Genomic DNA, 15,317 nt, shown 5'->3' with positions numbered 1-15,317 from the left:
AGATATTATCGGCAGAATTGCTGGTCAAAGTGATTTCTTAATGTCCCTGAAACCTTAAGCAATTCTGGTTTCTGGCATGTCCTAAGGTCTACGTCTACGGGACCTCTTAAAATGTACATTTTGCTTCCATTACACAATCAATACGCAACTCATAATTTGCCTTACTAGCTAATCTGATAACATAATATCCTAATGCATCTTTCCAAAATTTAACTTAGATTTTAACTGTATCTATTAGATAACGTTAATGGTAATGCTATATCATATGCTTTTTTTATATTTTCCAAAAAAGATAATAACTCACCTATCGTTTTATAATCAGAATAATAATATGTCACTATATCTGATTCTTTTATAAATTTCCATATATCTGATTCAAAAGAATCTGTAAAAATTTTTTTTAAATCGTCATTATTATATTCACTCGGCAAAACACTAAAAATTTCATTAATTTTTTCAGAGGTATACAAAGCAGTAGTTTCATTCGAATCTAATCCCCTCCAAAATGTTAAATGCTCCGTATTATTAGTAAATATTTTATAAACCACTGAATATAAAAACGATTCAGGAGCAAAGTAATCTGGCAAAAAACAAATATTGTCAGGATGACTTCTATCATTTAATTTTGATTCTTTTGGATCATATTTCTTATTTAAATAATTCTTTATTTTAGGTTTTTGTCTCGGATCTTTGTATCTTGCATCACCATCTAAAACAAAAATTATACGCTTAAAATATTCATCTGCCTTATTTATTTTAAATAGCTCTTCGCATCCTAATATTGTAGGGATTCTTTTCGTATTCTCTAATAAGCGCAATAATCCATTTAAACTATGTATTTTATCATTTATTTCTACATAATCTCTAACATCCGAGCTGTTTCTAAGTATAGGATTTTCATATTTATTTTTCACTGCATGATATATATTTTCAAACGCCTTCATCAGCATTTCAAACAACATTTTTCCTATTTCGTCTTCAAAATAAATTTTAACTTTAGGTTGTTGAAAACTTAAACTGCCAAACATATCTGCCTTTAAAAGTTCATATGATTTACTGTTTGTAACATACGGGGTAGAAGGATCCTTTAAATATACAATTTTATAATCTTGATTATTTCTTTTTTCTTTTTTTAATACTTCTTTTAATATCGTCAAAGAATGAGTACTTAAAACAAATTGAATATTTAACTCTTTTGACAGCTTATTAAACAAATCCAATAATCTAATTTGCGTATCTGGGTGCAAAGAAACATCTATCTCATCAATACATAATAAAGCGCCCTTATAATCTTTGTCTAAAGATAACATATAAATATCTACCAATGCACTAATAATATTTCCAAGATTATCTTGTCCAATAGACTGTGATAATGTAGGTGTATTATTAATATCCATATGTAATGAAGCTCTTGAACAAGCATTTTTTTCAACTTTTGTTAAAACTGCTTCATTTTCTATTGAATTAGGTATTACTGCATTATACCAATATTTATATTTTTTATCTGCTTCTTTTAAATATAAAGAATTATTTTTTCTCATTTCTATAATTTTAACTGTCTCTTTACATTCACCAAGAGGATATAATCTAGAAAGGCTCAAGTAAATAGTTGGAATTCTTACTCTTGCTGCTCCTCCAACATCATACTCCATTTTTGCTTTTTCTTCAGCCACTTTTATGGTACAATCTTCAATATTAACATTGCTAGTTCTTGGTATAATTCTGATTCCTCGTCCAGTTTTTGTATCGTTTTTAAAGGCTAGCCTTTTTGTTAATGCTACTTCTCCATTTTCTTCTGCATACGTCAAATATAACTTATAATTTTCAAAATCTTCCTCTTTATCCACATTAAAAAAATCATAAAATTCAGGTTGGAAATTGCTACCCAATACAGATTTTTTATTTAATCCAGATCCTGATGCTATCAAAGATAATAAATTAGATTTTCCTACACCATTTTGTCCACTCAGTACTGTAATTTTTCTTCCCAAATCAAATGAAACGTCTTTGAAATTGCGAAAATTTTCAATATAAAAATGATATGGTCGTATTCTTTTGTCAAATGTCATTTTATTTCCTCTTCTATACTTTATCGTAAATTAATATAAATCTTTTCCATTTCTAACTGTTTTTTCCTCGGAATCATACTTGAGCTACTAAAAATAATAATCTCACTTGCTATCCGTTTTTCAGCAGCACTATAATTCAAATCAAAGCGTCTTAATTCATGATTTTTATATATATTTGCAATTTCCGGTACATCATCATAAGTGATAACCCAATCACAGTTCACTGATTCATTAATCATTTGTTCAATACGAACATGATCTTGGTAATTAAAAAAATTTAAGTACAACTGCTTTCCTTTTCCGAAATAAGGTGGGTCAAAATATACAAACGCATTATCTTGATATTTGGGTAAATAATTTTTTATAAGTGATGCTACATCCTTATTATATATATGTATGCTATCTTTTCTTTCTACTATTTTATTTATTCGTCTTATTAAATTAGGTTTATTAAATCTTGCATCTAATCTCCATTTTCCATTTTGTTCTAAACCACCAATTGCTCCTCCTTTAATAATTCCAGATCTGTTAGTTCTATTCATGTAAAATGTTGCGAACCCTAATTCAAAACTATATTTTTTTTGTGAATTTAACATGATATTTTTTTGTCTATTCCATTCGTCAATATTTAATGGAATATTGTTAATTTCTTCAATAAATCTATCTGTTTCATTTAAAAGTGCTCGCCAAAAAGAATAAATTCCTTTATCCAAATCATTAATAACTATTTTACTTACTACATCGTTCTCTAATAAATCCAGGGCTATACCTGCACCGCCTGCAAAAGGTTCTATATAAGTACCACCAACATGATCTGTTTTGTCAATTAGATATTTCATAAATGGAGCTAATTTCCCTTTACCTCCTGGATATCTTAATGGCGAATAAAACATAATAATTTCCTCTCTACCCTTATAAAAATTTTAATTACATTATATCATTTATCAACTTATCATTTCAAGTATTCACCTATGAAATAGAACCCATATTTTTACCATTTATTTAAGAAATAAAATTATTTCAAACACTTTTATTTTATTCTTCTATACTCTTGGCCTTCCAGTAAAAATAGTTCCACATATTTTTTCATTTATTTGTATTGATATTTTCGCAGTTACATTTATCACTTTGTGCCCATTATAAAGGAATTCTCTAAGCTCACCTTCTTCAAAATCTATAAAAAGTCCATTCAAAATTTCATAATAATATTTTCGTCCTTCTTCATCATATTCAATATTTTCGTCCTCAAGATTGGATTTCAGGAGAATATGAAGTATAACCTACTTTATTTTTCTTAATAAAATACAAACTTTTCGTTAAATGATCAACATCAGCCAAACAATCTATTACAAATTTTAAATCCATTTCTATATCCTCTTTTTATACCATCCGCTATATTACAATCTCTTTTGAATTAAGTATATCGTCTTCTTTCCTTTTTATCAAGTTTTTTCGAACCTACGTTTGTTTTATAAGTATTTTTAATTGTTATCCTGAATTATTCACGACTTCGTCGTGTTAGCGACTAAAAGTCGCATAGTTGCTATGTTTTTATTGATTTTCCCTTTCATCTATCAAGTGAATAAAAAAGAGCATCCATTTGTAGTAAAATTAAGGTGTTCAACGTCTTAACGAATACATACCAAGGAGCTCTTTATGAATATTGTAAACACCTTATCACTTAATAGCAATAGAAAAATCAAAATAAATTTTAATGGTGGCGATCTTTCTTCTGATTCTGGCATACTCTTAATCCATGAGTTTGCTCAAAAACTCGGTTTGAAACAGCTTTTAGAACAAGATTTCTCCACCAATGATGATAAGACCAGAAAACATACAGACAGCAAAAATGCAATCCAGAAGATCTACCAGCTGATCGCTGGTTATTTTCAGGATGATGATGCTGATGAACTGACATCTGATCCAATCTTTACAACCATCCTGAATAAAAGGTCTCTTGCATCACAGCCGACCATGTCTCGTTTTATCAACCGATGCGATGAGATCTGCCTGTATCAGTTTGAGCTCATTCATCAAAAGTTAAGAGAAAAGATCTATTCCTGGAAAAGACCAGACCATCTTTTGATCGATATCGATTCCACCCTGTTTGCAACTTTCGGAACACAGGAAGGAAACTCTTTTAACTCACATTACAGAGATTATGGATATCATCCTCTGGTTGCCTATGATGGGCTGACCGGTAATCTGCTAAGTGCCTGTCTTCGGCCGGGAAGCAGTTATACTTCAAAAAATACGACCGATTTTCTGAAACTACTGTTGGATGAATTTAACAGATATTATCCGGATATTCCTCTGTATCTCAGAGGCGACAGTGGGTTTGCTGACATTATGATCTACGAGACTTTGGAATCCAATGGTGTATCCTATGCGATTTGTATGAAAGAAAACGGACGCTTACGTATGGCTGCATCTTTCATAGAAGACGAACTGATTGAAAAAACGAAGCATGATCAGATCGATTATGCGTCAGTTATGGCGAATTTTTCTATAAAGCTGACAGCTGGCTTTATCCAAGAAGGAGCGTCTGCAAGATGGAAAAGCCAGAAGGTCAGATGAACTTTTTATATACTTTCGTCGTGACAAACATGGATGGCACTTCAGAGGATCTGATCTGTTTTTACTGTAAACGAGGTTTAATGGAAACATTTATCCGTGAATCAAAACACGGCTTTCACATGGATGCCATGAGCAGTCACAGTATGACTGTCAATGCGAATAAACTTCAGATCAGTACGCTGGCATATAACTTATTTAACTGGTTTCGACGACTGGTACTTCCAAGAAGTTTTCAAAAACTACAGGTTGATACAATTCATTTAAAACTATTAAAAATAGCAGCGAAACTTGTCCGTTCTGCAAGATATCTGACATTTAAGCTGTGCAGTCATTGTCCATATAAAAATGAATTCTACAAAATTTTAGAACACATTTGTGGATTAAAGCAACTGGAATAACAAAATCTTTGTACCTTGACAGTTTCAAAACATTCTTTTAAATTGACAGGATAAGTCTGCCTTTTTTAGACTGTATTTTGTAAAATAGAACGTATTTGAAAGAGATACAAAGGTAATTACAAACCATAAGCAAATTTATTTGCTCATGAATAATTCAGGATAATAGTAATTTTTAAAATTTTCATAAAAATAATTTTTTTCATATATGTTTCTCCAGTATTATTTATATATTATATTATAATTTCTGCATCGCCTATACACCATTCCAATTAAATCGAAAAAGTATCTTTATTTTTTGATACTTCTATAGTCTATCACATAAGGGACCTATAATCTGAACCATTTGAAATGGACTTTCCTTCTCTGACATACTCAATACTATTTGCTTTTTTATTTCTGCCAATTCATTATCTTTTGTGCTCCTACTTCAAGAACATCTGAATATTTTTCATCCTCCATCATTATTTGCTTAAGTTTGTTCTCCATTTCATCATCAACAATAAAAACCTTTCTATTTAGGTTTTGTAGTCCCTCTCTTAGAATCTTTTGTAAAATTCTATCGTCTAATATCTCTTCTTTGCTCTTACCAACTAGATAAACAGCATAGAACAAAACCACAGCTTTTTTATTACTTGTATAAGGATTTAATCTTATTTTTTCATGTCCTTGATAAAAAGTTTCATTCACAAATCGTTTTATTGATTTCTTTTGCAGTGTTGATGCTTGCGTTATATTTTTCAATTGTGTAAAAAATATTTTATTTAATCTATCATTAGGCATAGTTATATCATCATCTACTGCTATAAAATATTTTGCCAAATTAAATAAAATTGGATATAGTTCCGCATTAGGAATTGGCATCATTACCTTCGGAACCATTAACGTCATACCATTAATCATTCCTACACTCATAAAGTTGTCCTCAGCAAACTTCTGTTCCGCTTCATAATAAGAATGGTACACGAGTTCATTTCTGGACGAATCTGTTCTTAATTCTGTATACAAAAAATTATTCTTGCAAATGTCTGGTCTCTTATTTGTCACTTTTACCTTATACATAAGTAATCCAAATAATGAGATAATAACATCTATTTCACCATATTCTTTTTCGATTGCAAATAAAGTATGGCTTCCTAGATTAACCTGTTGATTTAACATTTCATAAATTTTTTCTTCTTGAATGACACTAACAGGATTTGTACCTTCCCCAGTTGTAATAAATTTAATAATATCATTGAATTCAGAATAATAACCAGATATTGAATTTTTAGAGCAATACCATTCAAAAGCTATTTTAGAAAGCATTCTGTACATTGATATGTCAAAAAATATTTCATTATTAATTTTAATTTTCTTTTCTATCTTAATAGTGTTCACATCAAGAGGTTTCACCATGTTTTCATCTTTTGCAATTTTAACAGCTTGATCATATGAACTTATCATTTGAGTATTATCCGCTGACTTTAATACTCGTCCATTAAATATTTCATTATCACCATGAAGTTTCAAATTATAGTCAGTACCTTCAATAGTTACAACAGCTTCATATGATGCATATTTTTTCCCTTTGCTCGACTTTATATCAAGTTCATTAGTGATAAAACTCAAAGCATTAATTACCTTACTTTCAAACATATCACTAAATTTATTATTATGTTCAATTCTACAAACATTTTTATTTAAAATACGTGCATTTGTAAGTGCATCCGGTATTATGTCAGACTCGGATAAATCGTGGTCTATCCCACAATATATGCATTTGTTCATTATCTATCAACACCCTCTTTATAACGTAAATCAACTTAAAGTTCCAATATCCTCAACTTTAATACAACTTAATATAGCAGGCGCAGCACCCCATCCGCCTGAATATCTCATTTGAGGATCATATACACATTTTTCTATTTTTTCTTTTAATTTTTCAATACAATCCACTCCAAATAATACTTCCATTTTTTCACAATATCTACAAGACTTCATTCTTTCCCATTCTAAACTTTTATTCTGTGCATACACATAACATGTTGGAAACCAGCAAGTCCTATACGATGCCTGTTCATTCTCAACTAAATCATATGCATTGCAAACCTGATATAAAAATAAATCAGCTTCTGCAATTGCTTCTGTCGTATATATTGGAAGTTTTTCTCTTTGATTACAAACTACATCACCTACCAAAGTATATTTATTTTTCATTTCAGACATCGGTTTATAATAGTCTTCGATCACAACACTATGATGATTAAAAGGTAAACGCGCAATAGCACGTACCTTTTTTTATTAAAATTACTCTGCTATCATTATCCTATACAAAATATAAAAAGTCAAAAAAGTTAAGTACTTAACTTTTTGTACTTGGATAGGAGATGATCACATAAAAACTCAACCAAGTTTAGTTGCTTCACAAGTCCGACTTCAGCAATGGACCAGACAGATCCATGAATGCAAATCACGTCCGGCAGGCATGAAGGTTGAATTTATAAAATTGCTATCATTTATTGATTCTCATATAGTTCTTCGTCTGAAATTTTCAAATATAATATTTGTTTATCTTTTTCTCCGAATACATTTCCCTTTATTTCTTCAATTACCCATTCTGGCATTTCAAAAGTTATCTTCTTTAAATTTGGCATATTCCTAAAATCTATTAAATCAAAATCGATTTGCTGATCATAACATTTTAAATGAAAATTTTCCAATTTTTTCATTTGTAATAAATCATTATGACAAATATAATTTAATTTTTTCACAATCAATGAAAAATTTTTTATAGAATTCAAAGTTTTAATTGATTCTAAAATTTGAATTTCTTTTGTAAAATCCGCACTAGTATCTATTTTTAGCTCTTCAATATTCAAAAAATATTCTAACAAATCTATGCATCGAACTTTTCCACAAAAGACAACCCTTTGACAATATTTAAAATTTTCTAAAAAACTATACCCAATATAAAGCTCCTGTTCTTCCTCAAATATAACTTTTATTGAATATATTTTTCTAAAGATTTTTCTATCATTATCACTTATTTCTATTTTTCCTAATAAATTAATCAAAGTACTAGATATTGTTATTTCATTATTTTTAATTGAATTTTTCATTGCTATAAAAAGAGTATCTTTAACATTATATTCATATAATATTTCTTCTGAATATTTACATAAAATTTCCAATGCTTTTTGCTTAACTCTATAACTTCCATTTCCCTCAATATATGATAAAATAATCGGTATCGCTCCTTCCACCTCCATATAATCCAATAACATTAAACATCTATTTTTTTCGTTGTTATTATAATTTATAGAATCCTTTAAAAATGGCAGAATATATACTCCTAGCTCCACTAATTCATACATATTTTTTTGATTAGGTGGTATCAATTTCTTTAATTCGTTATCAACTTTTTCTTTCAGGGTATTATCAGTTAAAAATATTGCTTGGGCTATACCTAATGCCGCCATTAATACATATCTTTCATCTTGTTCCCTATCACTTTTTTCAATCATCCCTTTTAAAACAAACTCTATACTTTCTTCTCCCATTTCTGAAAAACACATGATAATCGTTTCTTTCCAATTTTCATTACAAGCTTCTTTTATTAACATTCTCCATCCATAATTTCTACATATTGCTTTAACTGCTAGAAATTCCATAAATGTTTTATGTACAAAATCAATAACTCCAACTTCCGGTTCTCTAATCATCCCACTTCGTTCAATAAAAAAGTCTAATAAGTCCCTTCCTGTGTATTCTTGTTTACATTCTAACAATATATTAGTATCTTTTAGAAGATGTTCTATAAACTTTTCTACGGTGTCTCTATTCTCCGCAGAAACACCAGAATTCATCATCCAATATGCTATTTCCTCCAAAATTTTACGCTTTCTGCTATAATCTAATTTAGGAACATTTTTATAATTTGTACTACTGATTTTTCTACCATTATCCCTAGAATCTAATAACAATTCACAACATTTTTCATATAACTCCATTTTATTTTCAGGTAATTGTCCGTTATTAACATAATTTAATGCACAAATCATAGCACACAATAACGGATTTTTAGCTAACATTTTTAAAGATGGGTTTTCTATAATATTTGATAACAATTCATATTGTATCTTTTCTATTTTTTCGTCATCATCAATAGCATCCTTTTGTAAAACTGCTTTATGCCAATATAAAATAAATTTTTTAATATTTTCTATTCTCATTGGAACAATTTCATAATAAATATTTCCTTCAATATCATCTTTTACTGAATTTCTTGCTGTCATTAAAATTTTTATTTCAGGATATTTTTTTAAAATATCTTCAATAAAGTCATATGTCTTTATTCTCTTATCAATCGCTATTTCATCAAATCCATCAAATAATAAGATTATTCTTCCTCTCTCTAAAAGTTGTACTAACCATCCCTCTGGACATGATTTACCAAATGAATTAGTAATTGCGTCAATAATATTTTGTAAGTTAATAGGCCACTCTATACTTCTTAATCCAATAATAATTGGTACTGCATTTCTTATATTCTTGATTTTCTTGTATTCTCCTTTTGCAGAACAAACTGCTACCCATTGTAAAAAAGTTGTTTTTCCACAACCAGCTTCTCCTTTTATCCAAGCTACATTTCCATTTAAAAATACATCTGATAATGCTATTTCATCTTCATAGTCATCATTAATACAGTTTAACTCTACATAGGCAGCTGATATATCATATCGATTCACCTTACGATTACGAAAATTAGCGCCAATCAATTCAACATTATTATATCTATCCACTATTCGTTCTCTATAAAATTTTTCATATTCTCTAAAAGTTTCATCTACACTTTTTAGAATACTTGTCATCGAATGTATTTCCTCTAAAATTTCTTTCAATTCTTTATGATATTTTTCTTGTCTCTGAACAATAGTATATAATGTTTGTGGTGTGAACTCTGGTAATTTTGAAAAAAATCGAATGCTTGTTTTAATAAAATAATCCATGTATTTCTTATATATTTTATTTTCTTTATCATTCCATTTTTTCCTTATTTCTTCAGATTCAGACAGTATTAATTCTTTAAATTTTTCTGTATCATTTAATCCACAATAAATAATATCTTCTTTTTTACATACTTTTTTAATATCATTCTTCGCTTGTTTTATAAGTTTATTTTGTTTTACGTTCTCTAATTCATTTCCAAAATTTTTTAAGAAATCTTCTGCTATATCATCTATAAATTCTTCTATAGTTCTATCTAATTTTTTTGCTTGCAAAAACGTTAATCCTACTGCTTGGCCAAATTCCAACCACCCAGAAATATTTTCTCCAACTGCTTCATTTCTGGTTCCTCTAGTCCAAGTACCTATACAATTTCTAAATAACATACCTATAATTTCTATAATTAATTTTTCCATTATTTATCTCCAACACATTGAATTTTACAAATCAAAATAATTAACCTAATCAGTGGTTTATCTATTTATCACTAGATTTTATGTCTATACTTAATTACAAATAAATTATATTGTCGATTTCTTATTTTTAGTGTATACTCAATAAAATCTATTTAATATTATTAAATTCAATAATAAAGTATCGCAATACCAAACATATGTTCTTATTTATTATACTCTAATATATCATAAATTTTAAATATAAGCCACCTTTTATACATATTTTCTATGAATTTTTAAATATTTCTGTCCCTAATATGAATTCCCATATTATATATTATATTTTTTATTTTTAATTACCTAATAGTAATCCTGGCATAAACCATTCTCTACAATAAGTTTCAAACATTCCACTATAATTAATAATTATTTTACTTAACCGATTTATACTCATTATTTGTATTTTCTTAATTAAATTAGTATCATCTAAATCTTCTCTTTCATCAAATTCTTTACGTATATATGAACTTATTTCCTGCAACATCCCATCATTTTCTATCATTTTTTCCAATAATATTTTTATATGTTTTAGGCCACTCCACAATTCACTATATTTAAAAACATTATACTGTCTATAATATTCACAAAATTCTTTTGCAAATATAATACGTTCTTCATTATTCATATATTTCATATCTTCTATATCTACTAACATTTCATGAAACATCGCATATATCTTAGTTCTTTTTCCATACCAACTTAATACATTTATAGATTCTTTTGATATTTCATTTTTTATTGGAATATTAATGACTATTGTTTTTTATATCTAAATTTTTCATGTCTTAATATCTTTCTTATATAATCATTTAAACAAATCTGAAAAGCCTTACTATTTTTTAAATCAACAACTACCAAAAGAACTGGCATCGCACTTCCCATTTTCTCAACTAAATTTAATTCTGATACTTCTAACTGAAATTTTATAACTTTTGTCTCTTTCTCTCCTGTATAATTTCCATATGTTGGAGATTCTGTTCCTTTTACTTGTAAAAAAATATGCTCTCCTAATGTAATACATCTATCATTTTCGTAATCAAATAATTCTACATCCAAATCTATTCCATAATCAGGAGTTATTTCTCTACTAACCCAAGTTTCTGGAAGTATTTCATTTTGAATAAATTTAATTGCTTTTTCTCCAGTAATATGTGCTTTTGTTCTAATTTTACCATTGATCATTTTTTGATAACCCCTTAGAAAGTATAAAAATAATATTACATCTGACTATATATTGATATTTCAACAATTTTTCTTAATCTTACATATCAATACAACATCCGCTGGCAGCCACTCAACATCCATCAATTCATCCTTTCCTAACCATCGAGCTGCCTCATGCTCTTTCAAAACCAAATCTCCACGAACTACAGAACACCAATAACACCACATAGATAAATGAAAATCCGGATAATCATACTCTATCGTATCAATCAATTCTCCAACTTCAATCTCTGTATCCAATTCCTCCATAATCTCTCTCTTCAAAGCTTCCTGTGGAGTTTCCCCTTCTTCAATCTTTCCCCCAGGAAATTCCCATCCACCTTTTAGATCACCATATCCTCTCTGTGTCGCAAATATCTTATCTCCGTCTCTTATAACTGCTGCCACTACCTTTATCGTCTTCATATCATTCTTCCTTTTCATTTTCTACTCGTAATCTAATCTATATTACTCTCTAAATACTGCAATAAATCATCTCGAACTGCATGTCTCATTTTTACTCTAAACTTCGCAATATCTCGTTCTTTTCCTTTATTATCTAATTTTTTTGCAGGCTTAACTTCTACAATATCGAACTGTCCCATATAATAAAATGTCGTTTCTGCATCGCTTTTTTTAACCATCAAATGTTTTCTATAAGCTTTCATCACATCTTGCGTATAAGAACTATCAATACCTCTTCCAATCTGAGTATCCCAACAGAATATTTGATTGTCTTCAAACACATCTGCATAATCAGGTTTTCCATCGATATATTCTTTAGCATCGTCTTCTGTTTTTTCTTTATGATATGTAACAAAAATAAAAACATCATCATTAATCTTTTTCATCCCATACATCGTAGAAGATAAATCTTTGCCACAATCCATTAAAAAACAAACATCTCTTCTTGAATATTGTTCATATAATACAAATGGAACTCCTTGATTCTTATTTTGATTATATTTGTCGTTATATCTATGTAAACCAAACGAAATAATATCTTTTAATTCTTTGCGAAACTCTGATTCACTTAATTTACTTACAAAACTATTTAATCGTTGAATCCTCTTATTTTCATTAACTTTTAAAATATCAATTTGTGCATATTTTTGATGTTCTGCTGAATTAATATGAAAATGTCCCTTTAAAATCCTAATAGTATTTTGGATAGCATCCATATCCAAAAGATAGCCAAATTTAGCTGAAACATCTTCCTGAAATTCTTCTATGGAAACTTCATTATGCTCCAACAGCATTTTCAATAATTCCAATTCTTGTGGACGTACCCCGCTTAAAATCGTTTTTGATAAATATTCCAATATCAGAGTTTCACTATCTGAAAGCTTCTCTATTTCTTGTTCCTTCTCCATAGCTTTCAACATTGCATAATAAGTCTTATATTCTCGAATAATAATCATTGGATCGATCTCTTCATTTTCATAAAAGTCAATCAATCTTGGAATTCTACCCAGTCTATTTTTCAAAGAAGTATAGCTTTCTTTGATCAATGCTTTCATGCTTTTTAAATTATCAACTGCATTAAATATTCGTTCTTTAGATATTTCATCAAAATGAATTGTAGATGCTCCCGGAATCAGACTATTTCCACTAACTACATATTTTCTTACATTATCCTTGTTATAACTACGATCCCCAGATAAAGCAATCGGTATCATAAAATTGTTCTTATAATTTCCAATGAAATCAAGTATCACCACATATTCTTTATCTTCTGCCTTTCGCAGTCCTCTCCCTAATTGTTGGATAAATACAATTGGTGATTGAGTTGGTCTTAGCATAATTACTTGATTAATCTCTGGTACATCAACACCTTCACTGAAAATATCTACAGATAAAATGTAATCTAACTCATTGATATCATCATTAACCAAACGTTCAATTGCATCTCTTCGAACTTCTTCTGAATCTGCACCACTTAATGCTAATGTACGCCAACCATGCTCATTAAACTTCTTTGATAATTCATTTGCTTCTTCAATTCTGCTACAAAAAATCAGACCTTTTACTCGATTACCACTGTACCCATAATATTCTGCTTGTTCCATCACATATTTTATACGTTCATCCGAGGTCAAAAATCTAAAATTTTGTAGCTTTTCTTCTTTTGTCAATTTGTTTCCATTGACCATTGTATCATCAATAATTTCTAAATCAGTAATTCCAAAATAATGAAATGGACATAATAAATCTTCTTCCATTGCTTTTTGCAATCGAATCTCGTATGCAATGTTGTGATCAAAGATCTCATAAATATTACGACCTTCTATATGATCATCTCTTTTATCAGGTGTTGCTGTCATTCCCAGTGTAAATTGTGGAGTAAAGTAATCCATAACCTTTTTATAGCTATCTGCTGAGGTATGATGAGCTTCATCATAGATGCAACATTCAAAATGATCTCTTGCAAATCTTTCTAAATTTTCAGTTTTTGACAATGTCTGTACTGTCGCGAAAATAAAATCTGCACCATAATCATGAGATTTACCAGTAACTAATCCCATCGTAACAGACGGCCCAAAAACTTTTTGGTATGATTTTAATGCTTGTTCTGCGATTTGGTTTCTATGTACTAAGAATAAAACCTTCTGATATCCTAGCTCTCGAACAGCAAATGCCGATGCATAAGTCTTTCCAGTTCCTGTACTGGATAATAGCAAAGCCTTTTCTATTCCTTCTGATCTCATCTTCATAAGATTATTAATAAAAGCTAACTGCATCTTATTTGGTTTTAATTTATAACTTTCGAAATCAACAATTTGTTCTTTTGCTGCTTGTCTTTGCTGTTTTTTGATGATTTGATTTTGTAGATATTGCTCTTTATAATCCTCAATGAATTCTTCATAATATTGACTATTTGGTGACATCCATAAGTTTTTGAATTCGTTTAAAATTTCTTGTGCAACTTCTCCTTGTTCTGTAGAAACTATCTTTGTATTCCACTCTCTATTTTTTGTAATTGCACTTGAGGTCATATTAGAACTTCCGATGATAATTCGATATAATTCATCTTCTCGGAATATATATCCTTTTGTATGAAATCCACCAACTTCAGAATTAGTTCGAAACATTTTTAATTCAATATTCTTCAATTTAGCTAATCGATCTAATGCTTTGGGTTGACTAAATGTTAAATAGTCTGTTGTAAGAATTTTCCCTGGAACTCCTTTTTGTTCTAGTTCTTTTAAAATCATAGATAGAGATTCAAATCCACTATCAGTGATAAATGCTACACTGATAAAGAATTCATCACATCGTTTTAATTCTTGTTCCAAAGACACAAGAACTTTCTTTCCTTGTTTATGGTCGTTGTAAACAAATTCTGGCCGATATGCTAAATTCGAATTACTAGATTGGTCAATAAATGCTGTTGCTAAACCAGATATTAATTCTTCAGATTTTGAATTTTCCATAATTCTTCCTCTCTTGTTATATACTCCATATAGATTCAATCATCATACATTAAATTTAAGAAAATAAATTTCTAAACATTGGTCTTTTTATTTCTATAATATAGTATACCAGATCATACATATACTTTCTACTAACAAGTTATCCACAATAGAAACACATACCAATTAGAGGATATGTGCCCATCATATTGATTC

General features: G+C 29.0%; 9 protein-coding genes and 1 pseudogene. 1 reads left to right on the top strand and 9 read right to left on the bottom strand.

The window, feature by feature from the left end; genetic code table 11:
- Positions 1–221 precede the first annotated feature (221 nt).
- Together OCV53_RS09850 and OCV53_RS09845 are read right to left on the bottom strand one after the other, a co-directional pair.
- Positions 222–2,069 carry an ATP-dependent nuclease gene (locus OCV53_RS09850; protein WP_055198000.1) on the bottom strand — a complete coding sequence of 616 codons (1,848 nt, stop codon included), beginning with the start codon at positions 2,067–2,069 and terminating at the stop codon, positions 222–224.
- 20 nt (positions 2,070–2,089) lie between these two features.
- Complete coding sequence (locus OCV53_RS09845) at positions 2,090–2,962, bottom strand: DNA adenine methylase (RefSeq protein WP_055197998.1); 873 nt, start codon at positions 2,960–2,962, stop codon at positions 2,090–2,092.
- Between the two features lie 763 nt (positions 2,963–3,725).
- Here OCV53_RS09845 and OCV53_RS09840 point away from each other — a divergent pair.
- Positions 3,726–5,044 (top strand): annotated as a pseudogene (locus OCV53_RS09840) (IS1380 family transposase).
- 390 nt (positions 5,045–5,434) lie between these two features.
- Here OCV53_RS09840 and OCV53_RS09835 read toward each other — a convergent pair.
- From OCV53_RS09835 to OCV53_RS09805, 7 genes are all read right to left on the bottom strand, one after another.
- Positions 5,435–6,811, bottom strand: coding sequence for a hypothetical protein (locus OCV53_RS09835; RefSeq protein WP_055197997.1), 1,377 nt, complete (start codon positions 6,809–6,811; stop codon positions 5,435–5,437).
- A 30-nt stretch (positions 6,812–6,841) separates the two neighbouring features.
- Positions 6,842–7,273, bottom strand: coding sequence for a hypothetical protein (locus tag OCV53_RS09830; protein ID WP_262568800.1), 432 nt, complete (start codon positions 7,271–7,273; stop codon positions 6,842–6,844).
- A gap of 266 nt (positions 7,274–7,539) precedes the next feature.
- Positions 7,540–10,446, bottom strand: coding sequence for an NACHT domain-containing protein (locus OCV53_RS09825; RefSeq protein WP_055197993.1), 2,907 nt, complete (start codon positions 10,444–10,446; stop codon positions 7,540–7,542).
- A gap of 331 nt (positions 10,447–10,777) precedes the next feature.
- The gene (locus OCV53_RS09820) at positions 10,778–11,110 is read right to left on the bottom strand and encodes a hypothetical protein (RefSeq protein ID WP_055197991.1); all 333 of its coding nucleotides are present in this window, start codon (positions 11,108–11,110) and stop codon (positions 10,778–10,780) included.
- Positions 11,111–11,238: 128 nt separating this feature from the next.
- A complete protein-coding gene (locus tag OCV53_RS09815; protein WP_055197989.1) occupies positions 11,239–11,667 on the bottom strand; it encodes a DUF4365 domain-containing protein in 429 nt (142 codons plus the stop codon).
- Between the two features lie 60 nt (positions 11,668–11,727).
- On the bottom strand, positions 11,728–12,114 hold the full coding sequence (locus tag OCV53_RS09810; protein WP_055197987.1) for a (deoxy)nucleoside triphosphate pyrophosphohydrolase: 387 nt from the start codon (positions 12,112–12,114) through the stop codon (positions 11,728–11,730).
- Positions 12,115–12,146: 32 nt separating this feature from the next.
- Positions 12,147–15,122 (bottom strand): DEAD/DEAH box helicase, encoded by a 2,976-nt coding sequence (locus OCV53_RS09805; protein ID WP_055197985.1) that lies wholly within the window; start codon positions 15,120–15,122, stop codon positions 12,147–12,149.
- Between the last annotated feature and the right edge of the window lie 195 nt (positions 15,123–15,317).

Origin of the sequence: Anaerostipes amylophilus, from assembly GCF_025567365.1 — a bacterium.
GTDB lineage: Bacteria > Bacillota > Clostridia > Lachnospirales > Lachnospiraceae > Anaerostipes > Anaerostipes amylophilus.
The sequence above is the reverse complement of the archived record's forward strand: the minus strand, read 5'-3'. Positions and strand labels throughout refer to the sequence as shown.